The following is a 16,207-nucleotide window of genomic DNA, read 5'->3' as shown; positions in this document are numbered from 1 at the left end:
GGCGCGGCCACTCTCAGCGGCGTTCGAGCAGGACGCCGCTTTCCATGTGGTGGGTGTAGGGGAACTGGTCGAACAGCGCGCAGCGGCTGATCCGGTGCGTGTCGTGCAGTTGGGCGATGTTCTGCGCCAGGGTTTCCGGGTTGCACGAAATGTACAGGATGCGCTCGAAGCGTCGGGCCAGCTCGCAGGTGTCCGGATCCATGCCGGCTCGTGGCGGATCGACGAAGACACTGCCGAAGGCGTAGCTCTTCAGGTCGATGTCGGCCAGGCGGCGGAACGGGCGAACCTCGTTCAGCGCCTGGGTCAGCTCTTCGGCCGACAGGCGCACCAGGCTGACGTTGTCCACCGCGTTGTCGGCCAGGTTGGCCAGCGCCGCATTGACCGAGGACTTGCTGATCTCGGTGGCCAGCACCTTGCGTACCCGGGTGGCCAGGGGCAGGGTGAAGTTGCCGTTGCCGCAGTACAGTTCGAGCAGGTCGTCGTCGCGCTGGCCGAGCGCCTCGTAGGCCCAGCCGAGCATCTTCTGGTTGACCTCGCCGTTGGGCTGGGTGAAAGCCCCCTCGGGCTGGCGGTAGCGGAAGCGCCGGCCGGCGACCGACAGTTCCTCCTCCACATAGTCGCGTCCGACGACGATGCGCTTGCCGCGCGAACGCCCCACCAGGTTCACGCCCAGTTCCGCCGCGAGCTTTTCCGCTGCCTGTCGCCAGGCGTCGTCGATCGGCCGGTGGTAGCAGAGAGTGATCAGCGCGTCGCCGGCCAGGGTGGTGAGAAACTCCACCTGGAACAGCTTGAAGCCCAGCGCCGGGTCGGCCCAGGCCGCCTTCAGGCGCGGCATCAGTTCGTTGATGCGGCGGCTGGCGATGGGGAAATCCTCGATCAGGATCGGCGTGTGCTTGTCGCCCTGCTCGAACATCGCGTAGTGACGCTTCTCGTTGCCGGTTTCCCGCCACAGGCGGAATTCGGCGCGCAGCCGGTAATGCTCGCGCGGCGACTCGAAGACCTCCGGCGCGGGTGCCGCGAACGGGGCCAGCAATCCGGCGAGGCGGGACTTCTTGTCTTCCAGTTGCGCGGCGTAGGCGCTGGGGTCGAACTGTGGACGGCTCATGCGTTGAAGAAGCCCAGCTTGATCACGAACAGCACGGAGAGGATCACCAGCGCCGGGTTCAGTTCGCGCCAGCGCCCGGACAGCACCTTGATCGCGGTCCAGGAAATGAAGCCGAAGGCGATGCCGGTAGCGATCGAATAGGTGAACGGCATGGCTAGCGCGGTGACGACCACCGGCGCGGCGACGGTGATGTCTTCCCAGTCGATCTCTGCCAGGCCCGAGGCCATCAGTACGGCGACGAAGAGCAGCGCCGGGGCGGTGGCGAAGGCCGGTACGCTGCCGGCCAGCGGGGCGAAGAACAGCGCGAGGAGGAACAGGATGGCGACGACGATGGCGGTCAGGCCGGTGCGGCCGCCGGCGCTGACGCCCGCGGCGGACTCGATGTAGCTGGTGGTGGTCGAGGTGCCCAGCAGCGAGCCGCCCATGGCGGCGGTACTGTCGGCGATCAGCGCGCGGCCCATCTTCGGCATGTGGCCGTCCTTGCCCATCAGTCCGGCGCGCTTGGCGACGCCGATCAGGGTGCCGGAGTTGTCGAACAGGTCGACGAAGAGGAAGGCGAAGATCACGCTGACCAGGCCGATGTCCAGCGCGCCCTTGATGTCCAGTTGGAGGAAGGTCGGCGCCAGCGACGGCGGCATCGAGACCACGCCGCCGAACTGGGTCACGCCGAGCAGGATGGCGATGGCGGTGACCACCAGGATACCGATCAGCACCGCGCCGGTGACGCTACGCGCCTCCAGGGCGACGATCAGGATGAAGCCGAGGGTGGCGAGGATCGGCGCCGGCTTGGTCAGGTCGCCCATGCCGATCAGGGTTGCCGGGTTGTCCACCACGATGCCGGCGTTCTGCAGGGCGATCAGTGCGAGGAACAGGCCGATGCCGGCGGCGATCGCCGAGCGTAGCGGCAGGGGGATGCTGTTGATGATCCATTCGCGGATGCGAAAGATCGACAGCAGGAAGAACATGGTGGCGGAAATGAACACTGCGCCCAGCGCGACCTGCCAGCTGTGGCCCATGTGCAGCACCACGGTGTAGGTGAAGAAGGCGTTGAGGCCCATGCCGGGGGCCAGGGCGATCGGGTAGTTGGCGATCAGGCCCATGATGGTCGAGCCGATGGCCGCTGCCAGGCAGGTGGCGACGAACACCGCGCCCTTGTCCATGCCGGTCTCGCCGAGGATGCTCGGGTTGACGAAGAGGATGTAGGCCATGGTCAGGAAGGTGGTGATCCCCGCCAGGATCTCGGTGCGCACCGTGGTGTTGTGCGCCTTTAGTTGAAACAGCTTTTCCAGCATGTTGGATTCCCCTGAATGTGCTCTGCAACGATCCCCATGGCGCCAGCAGAAGTGGCCGGCCGCGGAGCCGGCCGCCGACCAGGGAAAACCGAATTTCCGCGTGGCGGGCGTTGCATCGCTGTATCGTCGGCGCGGTATCGCGAACGATCCCGGCAGACGGCTGAGTCCCGAAAATGCGCGAGCCGCATGAAACGACCCACGCACGCCAGGGGCCTCGCGGCGGCCTGCGTGGGGTTCATACGGCTCGAAAAGGCGCGCATCATACCAGTTCGCGGGAGAGGGGTGAATTTCCGCCAGTCTAGTCGATCGTCGCCTCGCGGAAGGGCCTGCTCGCCCGCCCCTCGCGGGCGGCGTTAACATAGGCGTTGGCGTCCGGACGGACGCTCCGCCCAGGTTTTCTGCAGTACCTCATCATGAAACGCTCGAAACTCGCACTCCTTCCGCTGGGCCTGGCGCTGCTGCTGGCCTCCTGCGCCAGCGATCCGCTGCCGATCCCGCAGCACAGCTTCGGGGTCTATGCCACCGCCAGCACGCCTTCCGCGGCGTTCCGCACCCTGGCCGACCCGCAGGGCAAAGCCATGCTGGTGGCGCTGAAGCCCAGCCTGACCCAGGCTGACGTACTCCGCGCCGAGGTCCTGTACGACCAGAACGGTCGACCCGGCGTCGAAGTCACCTTCACCGAACCGGCCGCCCGCCGCCTGGCCGCGCTGACCGGCGAGGCCCGGGGGCGCACTCTCGCGGTACTGGTGGACGGGCGCCTGCGCCTGGCGCCGCGGGTGTGCGAGCCGATCCGCAACGGCAAGGTCTATCTCGACGGGTTGGCTTCGGTCTACGAGGCCAGGGAACTGGCCGATCAGTTGAATGCGCTGGGAAGCCAGCCGGGGCGCTAAGCGCCCGGCTGGCGGCGAGGCTCAGAGCGTCTGGGCCTTGAAGGTATCGCAACTGGCCGGCGAGCCGCTCTCGAAGCCGGTCTTGAACCAGCGCATGCGTTGCGCCGAGGAGCCATGGGTGAAGGAGTCCGGCACCACCATGCCGCGGCCCTGGCGTTGCAGGCGATCGTCGCCGATGGCGTTGGCGGCGTTCAGGGCTTCCTCGATGTCGCCCGGCTCCAGCCAGTTCAGCCGCTGCTGTGCACGGTTGGCCCAGACCCCGGCGAAGCAGTCCGCCTGCAGTTCCTGGCGTACCGACAGGCCGTTGGCGCCCTCCATGCGCGCGCCGCGCTGGCGGGCTGCGTTGATCTTGGCCGAGATGCCCATCAGGTTCTGCACGTGGTGGCCGACCTCGTGGGCGATCACATAGGCCTGGGCGAAGTCGCCGGCGGCGGAGAAGCGCTGTTCCATCTCGCGGAAGAACTCCAGGTCGAGGTAGACCCGGCGGTCGGCTGGACAGTAGAACGGCCCAGTGGCCGACGAGGCGAAGCCGCAGGCGGAATTCACCCCATTGCTGAACAGCACCAGCTTGGGCTGTTGGTATTGTGCCTGGCCGCTGGCGAAGATCTGTTCCCAGGTGTCCTCGGTGTCGCCGAGGATCGAGCGGACGAACTCGCTCTGCTCGTCATTGGCCGCCGGGGCCCGACCGCCGGCCTGCTGCTGGGTGGCCGGCGCCGGGCTGTCCATCTGGCCGAGCAGCGACCCGAGGATCTGCATCGGGTCCTGGCCCATCAGCAGGCCGACCACCACCACGATGGCCACCCCACCCAGGCTGAGGCCCTTGCCGCCGATGCGCATGCCGCCACCGCCGCCTGCGCCTCCTTCGCCCCGGGCATCAATCACGTTGTCACTGCGTCGTCCTTTGCGCCAGAGCATGGCGGTTCTCCTGTACGTTTCGCTTCTTCAGTGTTGTCGTCGTCCGCCGCCAGCGCCACCCCGACCGTCAGGCCGAGGTCAGCAGCTCGGCGCGGGCGAGCAGTTGGACGTGGCCGCCGACCCTTACGCTACCGTCTGTCGCGACCTGGACGTCGAGCCGGCTCGGCCGCTCGAGGAAGCGTCCCTGGTGCAGGACGAAGGGTTCGCCGCGCGCGGCAAGCCCGTATTCCACCAGGTAGGCGGCGACCGGACCGGCAGCGCTGCCGGTAGCCACGTCTTCCACCAGCCCCAGGTTGTCCCAGGTGCGGCCCTCGCGCCCGTCGACGTCGAGCAGATAGACAAACGCCGCGCCGAGTTTATCCAGGGCTTCTTGCAAATCGTTGACCTGACGGGCTCGACCCAGCGCCTCGGCGGTCACCGGCAGGAGCAGGTAGGGCAGGCCGGTGCTCACCACCCGCGGCGGATGCCCGGACAGGTCGTTGGCCGATAGCGAGAAGGCTTCGGCGAACCAGCGGCAGGTCCGGCGTCCGGGGTGGCGCCGAATTCGGCGCGGCCCTGGTCCATCTCGGCGTAGAAACCGCTGCCCGCCCGCACGCTGCGCAGGGCCACCGACTTGCTGGCCAGGTGCAGCGTCCAGTGCTGTTCGTTGTCGCCGCCGCGCAGGTGATGGAGCAGGGCGGCGGCGCCGAGCAGCGGGTGGCCGGCGAACGGCAGTTCTTCCTCCAGGGTGAAGATCCGTGCGCGGAAGGCCCGTGGGTCGTCGCCCGGCAGCAGGAAGATCGACTCGAACTGGCGCAGTTCGCGGGTCCAGGCCTGCATGGCGGCGTCATCGAGGGCGCTGGCGTCGTCGAATACGGCCAGGCCGTTGCCGGTGAGCGGACGCTCGGCGAACACATCGAGTTGCCAGTAGCGTCGGGACATGGGCCTTTTCCTGTGAAATGGAATGAAAAACGCGAGGGGGGACTCGACAAGCAGCCTATCGGCCTTTATGTTCGCCGACAAGAAAGCGCCTGGCTGGCGCTTTCCAGGCCGCCGCAGCGGCCGGCGTCGCTCGGACGGTTCCGGGCGCTTACGTTACTCCGAGGACAGCATGGCTGAATCACGCCCTGCGCGCCGTTTCGCGCGCATCGACCGCCTTCCCCCCTACGTTTTCAATATCACCGCCGAACTGAAGATGGCCGCTCGTCGCCGTGGCGAGGACATCATCGACCTGAGCATGGGCAATCCCGACGGGCCGACCCCGCCGCATATCGTCGAGAAGCTCTGCACCGTCGCCCAGCGCGAAGACACCCATGGCTACTCCACCTCGCGTGGCATCCCGCGCCTGCGCCGGGCCATCTCGCACTGGTACCGTGACCGCTACGACGTGCAGATCGACCCGGAAAGCGAAGCCATCGTCACCATCGGCTCCAAGGAAGGCCTCGCGCACCTGATGCTGGCGACCCTCGACCATGGCGACACCATCCTCGTGCCCAACCCGAGCTATCCGATCCACATCTACGGTGCGGTGATCGCCGGCGCCCAGGTGCGCTCGGTGCCGCTGGTGCCGGGCATCGATTTCTTCAACGAGCTGGAACGGGCGATCCGCGAATCGATTCCCAAGCCGCGCATGATGATTCTCGGCTTCCCCTCCAACCCTACCGCGCAGTGCGTCGAGCTGGACTTCTTCGAGCGCGTGGTGGCGCTGGCCAAGCAGTACGACGTGATGGTCGTGCACGACCTGGCCTATGCAGACATCGTCTACGACGGCTGGAAAGCGCCGTCAATCATGCAGGTACCGGGTGCCAAGGATATCGCCGTGGAGTTCTTCACCCTGTCGAAGAGCTACAACATGGCCGGCTGGCGGATCGGCTTCATGGTCGGCAATCCCGAGCTGGTCTCGGCCCTGGCGCGGATCAAGAGCTACCACGACTACGGCACCTTCACGCCCCTGCAGGTGGCGGCCATTGCCGCTCTGGAAGGCGACCAGCAGTGCGTCCGCGATATCGCCCGGCAGTACCAGCAGCGCCGCGACGTCCTGGTGAAGGGGCTGCGCGAGGCCGGCTGGATGGTGGAGAACCCGAAGGCCTCGATGTACGTCTGGGCGAAGATCCCCGAGCCCTATGCGCACCTGGGCTCGCTGGAGTTCGCCAAGAAGCTGTTGCAGGACGCCAAGGTCTCGGTGTCGCCGGGGATCGGCTTCGGCGACTACGGCGACGATCATGTGCGTTTCGCCCTGATCGAGAACCGCGACCGCCTGCGCCAGGCGGTGCGCGGGATCAAGGCGATGTTCCGCGCCGACGGGCTGCTGTCGCCGCAGAGGAAGGTCGATAGCCTGGCGGAGTGATCCTCACGTCCTGCTACAAGGAAAAACGCCGTTTTCCCTGGGGAAAACGGCGTTTTCGTTAGCGTCCCGGGTACTCCACCAGTACCGAGGCCTGGCCGCTCCTGGTCAGGCCGACGACCTGGTAGGCGTCCTGGCGGTCGCCCATTTCCATGCCCGGCGAGCCGACCGGCATGCCCGGTACGGCGGCGCCGACCAGGTCGGCGCGTTCGCGCAGCTTGAGGATGTCGGCTGCCGGCACGTGGCCTTCGACGAACTTGCCGTCGATCACTCCGGTATGACAGGAGCCCATGCTGTAGGGCACGCCGAGACGGCTCTTGACTGCGCTCATGTCTGCTTCCACATGGTCGGTGACCTTGAAACCGTTGGCTTCGAGGTGCTTGATCCAGTCCTTGCAGCAGCCGCAGTTGGCGTCGCGGTGGACGTCGATGGCCAGCGGTTCGGCGGCCTGGACCAGGGAACCGTGGAGCAGGGTGGCGGCCAGGACGGCCAGGGGTGCGAAGCGGCGCATGGGATTCTCCTTGCTGCGAGCGAATGCCGGGAGCATACCGCTGGCACCCGCCGCCACCCAGCCGGTGAGCTGTATCCACTTGTGACGAAGCGATGCGCTGCCCGCCGCGCCGGGTTGCCGTTGGGCAGGGACGGATTGTCGCAGCGAACTCGTCGGCGCGGTTTGGGTCTGCTGTCCTTAGGGTTGCCGGGGCGTTCGCCGCCGGTGTCGAACTGACCGCTGGGGGCAACAGGCCCGAGGAGAAAGGGGATGCTCTTCGCCCGTTTGGTTTTGCTGGTTCAGGCGCTGGTATGGGGCGCGCTGGGAGTGCTGTACTGGGTGCGTCCCTACGAGATGGCCAATCTCAGTGGCATGCTGCTGATGGAGCCTTCGGCGGTCAGCGATGCGCGGGTGTTCTATGGCGGCCATCAGTTCGCCCTGGCGTTGTTCCTGCTGTTCGCCCTGCGCCGGGCTTCGCTGGTGCAGCCGGCGTTGATCCTGGTAGTGCTGCTGCAATCGATCCTGACCCTGTCGCGGCTATTGATTGCCTGGATCGAGGGCGGGATGGAGGCCGACGGCAACCTGTTCGGCCTGCTGTTCCGCGGCGCAATGGCTGCCCTGGGGATCGCCGCCCTGTGGTGGCTGCAACGGCGGCCGCCCCGGCTGTCGGCACCCGGCGAGAGCGCCGAGCGTCGCGAGGACGACTTCGACGGCCTGTGACATTCAAGGTTGACTGCGGCTCGGGAAGTCCTTCAGCAACTGCACGACGCCGCGGTCGAACGCTTCCTGGGTCAGCGCCGGATCGTGCAGTTGGCGGCTCAGCACGCTTTCCAGAAGGACCCTGCCGTTGCTTTCGTCAAGGATGCGCAGCGCCAGCCTGGCCTCGGTGTCTTCGGTCAGTTGGGTCTGGGTGAAGACGCCATCCTGGGTGATCACCGGGCGCATTTCCAGGCCCGGCTGGCGTTGCAGGCCGAGGGCGTAGATCACCCGCAGGTCGCCGTGTTCCGCGTGGTAGCGATAGCCCTTGGCCTCCAGGGCGCGGCGCACGGCCGTATCGAAACGCTCCTCGAAGTCGATGCGGTGCCCCTCGGCGCGTACCGCCTGGATGAAGAAAGTCCTGTAATCCGCCGCTGTTACGCCAGGGGCGAGCCGTACGGGGCCCGGTTCATTGCGGCAGGCATAGAGCAGCAGGCCGAACAGGAGCAGCAGGACGAAGCGCAGGCTGAATCGGCGCATGGCGCGTTCCTTCCTCTTTTTTATCTTTGTGCCGCAAGCCTAGCCGTTGCCTCGCGGCTTGCCGCCCATCCCCCGTTGGGTCAGTCGTCCAGCTCCACCCAGAGGCCTTCGGCGTCTTCCCGGCAGGGCAGGGCGCGCAAGCGCTCGCCAGCGCAGGGGCCGGCGACGCACTCGCCGGACTCGATGAGGAACAGCGCGCCGTGGCTGGCGCAACGGATCAGGCTGGCGCTGTCGTCGAGGAAGGCATCGGGCTGCCACTCCAACGGGATGCCGCGATGCGGGCAGCGGTTCAGGTAGATGTAGGCGCGGCCGTCGCGACGCACCGCGAACAGCCGCCGCTCATCGACGAGGAAGCCGCGGCTGTTGCCTTCGGCGAGATGGGAAGAGGGACACAGGTGGATCATGGGCGCTCCGTTTGCCGGGATCATTATCCCTGATCCGGAGGACGGCTTTCACCTGTGGCATGGAAAGCGCCCGGCATGGCCAGGCGCTGGGTATGGGGGCACTTCCGTGTGCGAAGGGGTAACGGGTCAGATGTCCCAGACCAGGTTGACCACGAAATTACGGCCTGGCTGGGACAGCCGGTCGATGTTGGCCGGGGCCAGCGCCGAAGCCTCGCCGACGCTGTCGTAGCCGCGCACGTCATCCCACAGCCAGTATTTCTTGTCGGTCAGATTGTAGAGACCGGCGTTGAGGGTCAGGTCCTTGCTCAGCCTGTAGTAGGCGCTGAGGTCGAGGACGCCGAAGCCCGGGGTCTTGAACTGGCTGGCGGTGCCATCCGGGGTGTGGAAGGTGCTGTCGTCGACGCGGTCCTTGCGTTTGACCAGGGTCCAGCTGAGCAGCCCGCCGTAGTTGCCGTCTGCTTCGTCGTAGCCCAGGCCGAACACTCCGGTGAGTGGGTTGACGCTGTTGATCGGCTCGCCGTTGTCCTTGTTGCGACCGTAGGCGTAGGCCACGCTGCCCTGGGTGTAGAGTCCCTGCGGCGCGCCGAAGGCGCCCAGCTCCAGGCGGCCCTTGAGTTCGACGCCCTTGATCACCGCACGCTCGATGTTGTTGGACTGGAAGGTCTGGCCGTTGCCGCCGGTGCTATCGGTATTCAGGGCGTCTTCGTCGATGAAGTCGCGATATTTGTTGTAGAACACCGCCACGCCGAAGCTGCCTTCGTCGAACTTGCCGCGCAGCCCGGTCTCGAAGCTCTGGCTCTTTTCCGGCTTGAGGTTGGGGTTAGGCTCGATGTGGTAGCCCGCCTGCAGGTTCTCGAATCGACCGTACAGCGCCTTGGCGGTGGGCGTGCGGAAGCCCTGGGCGTATTGGCCGTACCAGGTGTAGTGCTGGGCGAAGTCGTAGGTCACGCCGAACTTGGGCGAAACCCGGTGCCATTTCTTGTCCGACTCGTCGACCGCGGTGTTCTGGCTCTGCTTCATGGTGCGCAGGAACTCGTCGGTGATGTGCGGCTCCATGCGCGTGTAGTCGTAACGCAGGCCAGGAGTGAAGGTCCAGTCGTTCCAGCTGATGCTGTCCTGGGCGAACAGGGCGTAGGTCTTCACCGTCGGATCGGGAAAGTCGCTGCTGCGTTCCAGGGCATCGCGCGGGCTGTCCGCGCCGGTGTCCAGGTTGGTGCCGGTACCGCTGCGTATGCCGGTGACCTTCTGGTGCTTGAGATTGATCCCGTAGCTCAGCAGGTGCTCGGTCTCGCCGATGGCGAAGCTCTTGTCCAACTGGCTGTCGAAGACCCACAGGCGTTCCTTGTAGGTAGTGTCGCGGGTACGCAGGACCTTGCGGGTGATCGGGTAGTAGAACTCGCGGGTCGCCTGGTCGGTCTTCGCCAACTGGTAGTTCAGGCTCCACTGGATGCGATCGGCGACCGGGCTGTCGAGCAGGAAATGGTGCTCCAGGCCGTAGCGCTCGCGAGTCAGGGTGTCGTTGCCCTTGCGCCACTGGTACATGCCGCCCGGCAGCATGCTCGGCGGAATGGCCGGCTTGCCCTTGTCGTACGGGCCGCCATAGGCGCTCTTCTGGTCGGTATCGACGTCGCTCTTGTACTTCTCGAAGACCAGCCCGAAGCGGCTGCCCTCGGCGTAGTTCCAGCCCAGCTTGCCGAGCAGGCTGTAGCTGTCGGCGTCTTCCGGGTTGGCTTCGCTGCGCGAGAGCCCGGTGCCGCCGTGGCCGCCGTTGGATTCGGTCTCGTGGCCCTGGCGGTAGCCATAATGCAGCAGGCCGTCGAAGTCGTCGGCGCGGCCGGCGACGGTGGCCGAGGTCAACCAGGAGTGGCTGGCCGACTCGTAGCCGGCCTTCAGCCGGGCGCCGACGTCCTTGCCGTCCTTGATGATGTCCGACGGGTCGAGGGTGAAGTAGCTCACCGCGCCGCCGATGGCGTTGCTGCCGTACAGCGCCGAGGCCGGGCCGCGAAGGATTTCCACGCGCTTTACGATGTCCGGATCGACGTAGTTGCGGTGGGTCTGCGCGTAGGGGCCGCTGAAGAAGTCGTTGGGCAGTTCGACCCCGTCGATCTGCGTAAGGATGCGGTTCCCGTCGATGCCGCGGATGTTGTAGCCGGTGATCCCGGCACGCTGGCCGGCGCCGCCGACCGAGACTCCCGGTTCGTAGCGCACCAGTTCCTTGATGTTGTTGACGTTCTGCCGGTCCAGTTGTTCGCGGGTCTGCACGCTGACGGTGCTTGGCACCGAATCCACTGCCTGCTCGGTACGGGTGGCGGTGATGGTGGTCGGGGTCAGCGGGACGGCGTTCCCCGCCAGGGCCAGGGAAGGGCTGAGCAACAGCAGGGCCAGGCAGGGGCGCAGGGCGAAGGGCGGGGAGAGCGGCATGTGGGACTCCTTGGGTCGGGCCGGTGGCGAATAGCCAGGGGGACGTCGGGCGCACAAGGTACTGCCAGAAAAACGCTAATGCAAATAATTATCAAATGGATTCAGATATGCGTTTTGTGGCAAAGTTCACCTGTTTTTGCGCGTAGCGCGACCGAACCGGATATGCCCGAGGAACCGTCGATGAGCAGCACTCCCAGCCTTTCCCATTCCCCTGCCGAGCTTTACCGCGCCTGGCAGGACCTGCGCGCCGAGCGACCGCAGCTACGCGCGCGCGACGCCGCCGCGCTGTTGCAGGTCAGCGAAGGCGAGCTGGTCGCCAGCCGGGTCGGCATCGATGCCGTGCGCCTGCGGCCGGACTGGGCCGCCTTGCTGCCGGCGCTCGGCGAACTGGGGCCGATCATGGCGCTGACCCGCAACGAGCATTGCGTCCACGAACGCAAGGGGCCGTATCGCGAGGTGACGGTCTCTGCCAATGGGCAGATGGGCCTGGTGGTCTCGCCGGATATCGACCTGCGCCTGTTCCTGGGGGGGTGGAACGCTGTCTTCGCCATTGCCGAGGAGACAGCGCGGGGTACCCAGCGCAGCATCCAGGTGTTCGACCAGCAGGGCGTGGCGGTGCACAAGGTGTTCCTTACCGAGGCCAGCGATGTCCGCGCCTGGGAACCGCTGGTCGAGCGCCTGCGGGCTGCCGAGCAGGATGCCGTGCTGGCCCTGCGCGAACCCCGCGCGCCGGCTGCTTCGCTCGTCGATGCGCAGATCGATGCCGCCGCCTTGCGCGAAGGCTGGGCCGCGTTGAAGGACACCCATCATTTCCACGCCCTGCTGAAGAAGCATGGCGCGCAGCGCACCCAGGCGCTGCGCCTGGCTGGCGGCGAATGGGCCGAGCGCCTGGACAATGGCGACCTGGCGAAACTCTTCGAAGCGGCGGCCGAAAGCGGGTTGCCGATCATGGTGTTCGTCGGCAACGCCCACTGCATCCAGATCCATACCGGGCCTGTGTGCAACCTGAAGTGGCTGGACGACTGGTTCAACGTGCTCGATCCGGAATTCAACCTGCACCTGAAGACCACCGGCATCGCCGAACTTTGGCGGGTGCGCAAGCCGAGCACCGATGGCATCGTAACCAGTTGGGAGGCCTTCGACGCCGACGGCGAACTGATCGTGCAACTGTTCGGCGCGCGCAAGCCCGGCGAGCCCGAGCGCGACGACTGGCGCGAACTGGCCGAATCCTTCAAGGCGCTCTGAGGAGAGATCATGCGTATCGATCGACTATTCAACGGGTTGGCGCTGGGCATCCTGCTCGGCACCGGCATGGCCCAGGCCGCCGAGCTGCCGCAACGCTGGGTGAGCGCGGGCGGCTCGCTGAGCGAATGGGTGGTGGCTCTGGGTGGCGAGAGCAAGCTGGTCGGGGTGGACACCACCAGCCAGCATCCGCAGGCGCTGAAACAGTTGCCGAGCGTCGGCTACCAGCGCCAACTGGCTGCCGAGGGCGTGCTGGCGTTGCGTCCGGATATCCTCATCGGCACCGAGGAAATGGGGCCTCCGCCGGTACTCAAGCAGCTCGAAGGCGCCGGCGTGCGAGTCGAGACCCTCTCCGCCAAGCCGGATCTGGAGGCACTGGAAAGCAATCTGAAGAAGCTCGGCGACTGGCTCGGCGTGCCCCAGCGCGCCGAGGCCGCCGAACTTGACTATCGTCAGCGGCTGCGGCGCCAGGCGGACTGGATCGCGGCCGCGCAGAAGAGCCAGCCGGCCCCGGGCGTCCTGCTGGTGATCGGCAACGCCGGCGGTCAGTTGCTGGTAGCCGGGCGCAATACCGGCGGCGATTGGGTCCTGAACCGGGCCGGAGCACGCAACCTGGCTACCCATGAGGGTTACAAGCCGATCTCGGTGGAAGCCCTGGCAGCGCTCGATCCGGTCGCGGTGGTGATCGCCGACCGCAGCCTCGAAGGTGATGCGGCGCGTGCCGCGCTGCTCAAGCAGAACCCCGGCCTCGCCGCAACCCGCGCGGCGCGTGACGGACGACTGCTGGTGCTGGACCCGACGCTCCTGGTGGGCGGCCTCGGTCCGCGCCTGCCGGATGTCCTGGCGGCTCTCTCCGCAGCCTTTTATCCTTCCGCGAAACCGCTGAGTACGGAAGCCGCCCATTGAAATCGGTTGTTCGTCCCCGCGCACTGTTCGGTGCGCTGGGGATTTCGCTCGTATTGGTCCTCTGGTTGTCCCTCGCCCTCGGTCCCGTCAGCCTGCCGCTGGGCGATACCCTGCGCGCCGCGCTGCGCCTGGCCGGGCTGCCGCTCGATGGAACGGGCCTGGCCCAGGCGGAAATGATCCTCGGCCAGATCCGCCTGCCGCGGACCCTGCTCGGCCTGGCCGTGGGCGCGGTGCTGGCGCTGTCCGGGGTGGCGATGCAGGGCCTGTTCCGCAACCCGCTGGCCGATCCAGGGCTGGTCGGGGTGTCCAGCGGCGCGGCCCTCGGCGCGGCGCTGGCCATCGTATTCGGCGCCTCGCTGGGCGGCTTGCCGGCGTTCCTCGCGCCTTACCTGCTGTCGCTGTGCGCCTTCGGCGGCGGCCTGGGGGTGACCTGGCTGGTCTATCGGCTTGGCCGCCGCGATGGCCAGACCAGCGTGGCCACCATGTTGTTGGCAGGGATCGCCTTGACCGCACTGTCCGGCGCGGTGATCGGACTGTTTACCTATCTCGCCGATGACGCCACCTTGCGTACCCTGACCTTCTGGAACCTGGGCAGCCTGAACGGCGCCAGCTACCCACGACTCTGGCCGCTGCTGCTGGTGGCGCTGCTGGTGGCCTGCTGGCTACCGCGCCGGGCAGATGCGCTGAACGCACTGCTGCTCGGCGAGTCCGAGGCCCGTCACCTGGGCTTCGACGTCGAGCGATTGAAGGCCGAACTGGTGCTTTGCACTGCCCTCGGCGTCGGCGCCGCAGTGGCGGCGGCGGGGATGATCGGCTTCATCGGCCTGGTGGTGCCGCACCTGATCCGTCTGGTTGCCGGTCCGGATCATCGGACGTTGCTGCCGGCCTCGATGATGGCCGGCGCCATTCTCCTGCTGCTTGCCGACCTGCTGGCGCGCCTGGTGCTGGCTCCGGCGGAGTTGCCGATCGGCATCGTCACGGCACTGATCGGCGCGCCGTTCTTCCTTTATCTGCTATTGCGGGGGCGGGCCTGATGCTGCGCGTGGAGAACCTGTCCATCCGCCGTGGCGGAAAGACTGTACTGGAAGGCCTAGAGCTGGAGCTGCGGCCTGGCGAGATGCTCGGCGTACTCGGCCCCAACGGCGCTGGCAAGAGCACCTTGCTTGGCGCTCTCTGTGGCGAACTGGAGCCGGCCGAAGGGCTGGTGCTGCTCGACGAGCGCGGCCTCGACGACTGGCCGGGCGTCGCTCGCGCGCAGCGCCTGGCGGTGCTGCCGCAGAGTTCGTCGCTGGGCTTCGCCTTTCCGGTGGAGGCGGTGGTCGGCTTCGGTCGGCTGCCCCATTCCAGCGGCCGCGAGCGCGATGTGCAGATCGTCGCCGAGGCCTTGGCGGCGGCCGACGCCAGCCATCTGGCCGGGCGCAGCTACCTGGCGCTGTCCGGCGGCGAACGCCAGCGCGTGCACCTGGCGCGGGTGCTGGCGCAGCTGTGGCCCGGCGAGCCGGGGCAGGTGCTGCTGCTCGACGAACCGACCTCGGCGCTCGACCCGCTGCACCAGCACACCACCCTGCAGGCGGTGCATGATTTCGCCCGCCGCGGTGCCTCGGTCCTGGTGATCCTCCACGATCTCAACCTGGCCGCGCGCTATTGCGACCGCCTGCTGCTGTTGCAGAATGGTCGCCCGCACCTGCTCGGTACGCCCGAGGAAGTCCTGCGCCCCGAGCCGTTGCGCGCGGTGTTCGGCCTCGAGGTCCTGGTCCAGCGTCATCCCGAGCGAGGTCATCCGCTGATCGTCGCCCGTTGAAGGAGTCGCCATGCGCATTCGCCTGTTCGCTTTCTGTCTGCTGCTGGGCGGCTGCCAGTCCCAACTGCCGCCGCTGCCTGATTGGCAGAGCGCGGAAGGGCGCGACGATCCGCAGACGGGACGAATAGTCGAATTGCGCAGCGGCGTGACGCTGAGCCCGCAGCAACTGGTCGCACGCCTGGCGGCCGCGCCGCGAGTGATCGTCGGCGAGAAGCACGACAATCCCGATCATCATGCCGTGGAACTGTGGCTGGCGCAGGCCCTGGGCGAATATCGGGCGCAGGGCAGCCTGCTGCTGGAAATGCTCGATCCCGGCCAGCAACCACGGGTGGATGCGGTCCGCGCACAACTCGGGACCGGCAAGCCGGTGGCGAACCTGGAGCAGGCCCTGGACTGGCAGAAAGGTTGGGACTGGACGCAGTACGGACCCCTGGTGTCCTGGGCGGTTGCGCAACCCGCGCCGTTGCTGGCGGCGAACCTCCAGCGGAGCGAGATCATGCGCATCTACAGGGAGCGTCCGCCGCTTCCCGGAACGGCCTCCAGGCGTGACAGCGTGCGCCTGCCGCTGCTTGCGCAGATTCGCGAATCCCACTGCGGCATGCTTCCCGACGATCAATTGCCGGCGATGCTCGCCGTCCAGCAGCAACGCGACCGCCGCATGGCCGAGCGTCTTCGCGATGCGCCGCGGCCGGCGATGCTCGTCGCCGGCAGCTTCCACGCCCGGCGCGACCTCGGCGTACCGGTCCACCTGCGCGACCTTGGTGCGGAGAAGGGCACTCAGGTACTGATGCTGGTCGAGGCCGGGCAGGCGGTAACGACGCGTGAGGCCGACTACGCCTGGTACACGCCGGCACAGCCGGACAAGGACTATTGCGCGGAGATGAAGAAGACACGTTGAAGGAAGGGCGCGAGGCCTGGAGCCGCGTATCGCGCTACGTTTTCGCGGGCAAAAAAAGACCCGGCAAAGTGCCGGGTCGAAACCGTGATTAGCCTGATGAGGAGATAATCTGAAGAGTCCGACTGCTTGGTCTCTCAGCTTACCTGCTGGCCTCGCGACCAGTTGGTGTAATAATAACTATTCTCATTATCAGGTCAAGCCGGTTCTCATTCATTCCATCGCCAGCCGATGAACGGTCGTCTCCGGCCGAATCGCAGGCAAAAAAAGACCCGGCAAAGTGCCGG

At 66.9% G+C, this 16,207-nt stretch carries 15 protein-coding genes and 1 pseudogene; 8 read left to right on the top strand and 8 right to left on the bottom strand.

Annotated elements, in window-relative coordinates:
* Window positions 1-13 precede the first annotated feature (13 nt).
* Both trmA and HMPREF3014_RS18620 read right to left on the bottom strand, forming a co-directional pair.
* Window positions 14-1,105: a tRNA (uridine(54)-C5)-methyltransferase TrmA gene (gene trmA, locus HMPREF3014_RS18625; protein WP_003116071.1), complete on the bottom strand. Its 1,092-nt coding sequence runs from the start codon at window positions 1,103-1,105 to the stop codon at window positions 14-16.
* Window positions 1,102-2,397 (bottom strand): NCS2 family permease, encoded by a 1,296-nt coding sequence (locus HMPREF3014_RS18620; RefSeq protein WP_003095114.1) that lies wholly within the window; start codon window positions 2,395-2,397, stop codon window positions 1,102-1,104. The genes trmA and HMPREF3014_RS18620 overlap by 4 nt, the downstream gene beginning before the upstream one ends.
* 413 nt (window positions 2,398-2,810) lie before the next feature.
* On the opposite strand from HMPREF3014_RS18620, the gene HMPREF3014_RS18615 reads away from it, so the two are divergent.
* Complete coding sequence (locus HMPREF3014_RS18615; RefSeq protein WP_023087838.1) at window positions 2,811-3,287, top strand: SecDF P1 head subdomain-containing protein; 477 nt, start codon at window positions 2,811-2,813, stop codon at window positions 3,285-3,287.
* Between the two features lie 21 nt (window positions 3,288-3,308).
* On the opposite strand, the gene HMPREF3014_RS18610 is transcribed toward HMPREF3014_RS18615, so the two are convergent.
* Complete coding sequence (locus HMPREF3014_RS18610) at window positions 3,309-4,202, bottom strand: KPN_02809 family neutral zinc metallopeptidase (RefSeq protein WP_003095112.1); 894 nt, start codon at window positions 4,200-4,202, stop codon at window positions 3,309-3,311.
* 67 nt (window positions 4,203-4,269) lie between these two features.
* Window positions 4,270-5,123 (bottom strand): annotated as a pseudogene (locus HMPREF3014_RS18605) (PhzF family phenazine biosynthesis protein).
* A gap of 169 nt (window positions 5,124-5,292) precedes the next feature.
* On the opposite strand from HMPREF3014_RS18605, the gene alaC reads away from it, so the two are divergent.
* Window positions 5,293-6,528 (top strand): alanine transaminase, encoded by a 1,236-nt coding sequence (alaC, locus tag HMPREF3014_RS18600; protein ID WP_003100170.1) that lies wholly within the window; start codon window positions 5,293-5,295, stop codon window positions 6,526-6,528.
* A gap of 58 nt (window positions 6,529-6,586) precedes the next feature.
* Here the strand turns inward: alaC and HMPREF3014_RS18595 are convergent, their stop codons facing one another.
* Window positions 6,587-7,036 carry a DUF411 domain-containing protein gene (locus HMPREF3014_RS18595; protein WP_019726920.1) on the bottom strand — a complete coding sequence of 150 codons (450 nt, stop codon included), beginning with the start codon at window positions 7,034-7,036 and terminating at the stop codon, window positions 6,587-6,589.
* 249 nt (window positions 7,037-7,285) lie between these two features.
* Here HMPREF3014_RS18595 and HMPREF3014_RS18590 point away from each other — a divergent pair, with 249 nt between their 5' ends.
* On the top strand, window positions 7,286-7,735 hold the full coding sequence (locus tag HMPREF3014_RS18590; RefSeq protein WP_003095105.1) for a DUF4345 family protein: 450 nt from the start codon (window positions 7,286-7,288) through the stop codon (window positions 7,733-7,735).
* A 3-nt stretch (window positions 7,736-7,738) separates the two neighbouring features.
* On the opposite strand, the gene HMPREF3014_RS18585 is transcribed toward HMPREF3014_RS18590, so the two are convergent.
* The 3 genes from HMPREF3014_RS18585 to phuR all read right to left on the bottom strand — a co-directional run bounded on the left by HMPREF3014_RS18585 (window position 7,739) and on the right by phuR (window position 11,076).
* Entirely contained in the window at window positions 7,739-8,251 is a 513-nt protein-coding gene (locus tag HMPREF3014_RS18585; protein WP_023087835.1) for a DUF4136 domain-containing protein, read from the bottom strand.
* A gap of 80 nt (window positions 8,252-8,331) precedes the next feature.
* On the bottom strand, window positions 8,332-8,679 hold the full coding sequence (locus HMPREF3014_RS18580) for a Rieske (2Fe-2S) protein (RefSeq protein WP_003121065.1): 348 nt from the start codon (window positions 8,677-8,679) through the stop codon (window positions 8,332-8,334).
* A gap of 102 nt (window positions 8,680-8,781) precedes the next feature.
* Window positions 8,782-11,076 (bottom strand): heme/hemoglobin uptake receptor PhuR, encoded by a 2,295-nt coding sequence (gene phuR / locus HMPREF3014_RS18575; protein WP_023087834.1) that lies wholly within the window; start codon window positions 11,074-11,076, stop codon window positions 8,782-8,784.
* Between the two features lie 180 nt (window positions 11,077-11,256).
* Between phuR and HMPREF3014_RS18570 the strand changes: the two genes are divergently transcribed.
* Genes HMPREF3014_RS18570 through HMPREF3014_RS18550 form a run of 5 tightly spaced genes read left to right on the top strand, consistent with a single transcriptional unit; the run spans window position 11,257 to window position 15,923 of the window.
* Window positions 11,257-12,321, top strand: a complete 1,065-nt coding sequence (locus HMPREF3014_RS18570; RefSeq protein WP_003125379.1) for a hemin-degrading factor — start codon at window positions 11,257-11,259, stop codon at window positions 12,319-12,321.
* Window positions 12,322-12,330: 9 nt separating this feature from the next.
* Window positions 12,331-13,224: a hemin ABC transporter substrate-binding protein gene (locus tag HMPREF3014_RS18565; protein WP_023087833.1), complete on the top strand. Its 894-nt coding sequence runs from the start codon at window positions 12,331-12,333 to the stop codon at window positions 13,222-13,224.
* 41 nt (window positions 13,225-13,265) lie between these two features.
* Complete coding sequence (locus HMPREF3014_RS18560; protein WP_077150251.1) at window positions 13,266-14,258, top strand: FecCD family ABC transporter permease; 993 nt, start codon at window positions 13,266-13,268, stop codon at window positions 14,256-14,258.
* Complete coding sequence (locus HMPREF3014_RS18555; protein WP_003095098.1) at window positions 14,258-15,025, top strand: heme ABC transporter ATP-binding protein; 768 nt, start codon at window positions 14,258-14,260, stop codon at window positions 15,023-15,025. The genes HMPREF3014_RS18560 and HMPREF3014_RS18555 overlap by 1 nt, the downstream gene beginning before the upstream one ends.
* 10 nt (window positions 15,026-15,035) lie before the next feature.
* Entirely contained in the window at window positions 15,036-15,923 is an 888-nt protein-coding gene (locus tag HMPREF3014_RS18550; RefSeq protein ID WP_009877122.1) for a ChaN family lipoprotein, read from the top strand.
* The last annotated feature ends 284 nt before the right edge of the window (window positions 15,924-16,207 follow it).

The organism is Pseudomonas sp. HMSC065H01 (assembly GCF_001815235.1).
Classification (GTDB): domain Bacteria; phylum Pseudomonadota; class Gammaproteobacteria; order Pseudomonadales; family Pseudomonadaceae; genus Pseudomonas; species Pseudomonas aeruginosa.
This window is presented reverse-complemented; position numbering and strand designations above follow the sequence as displayed.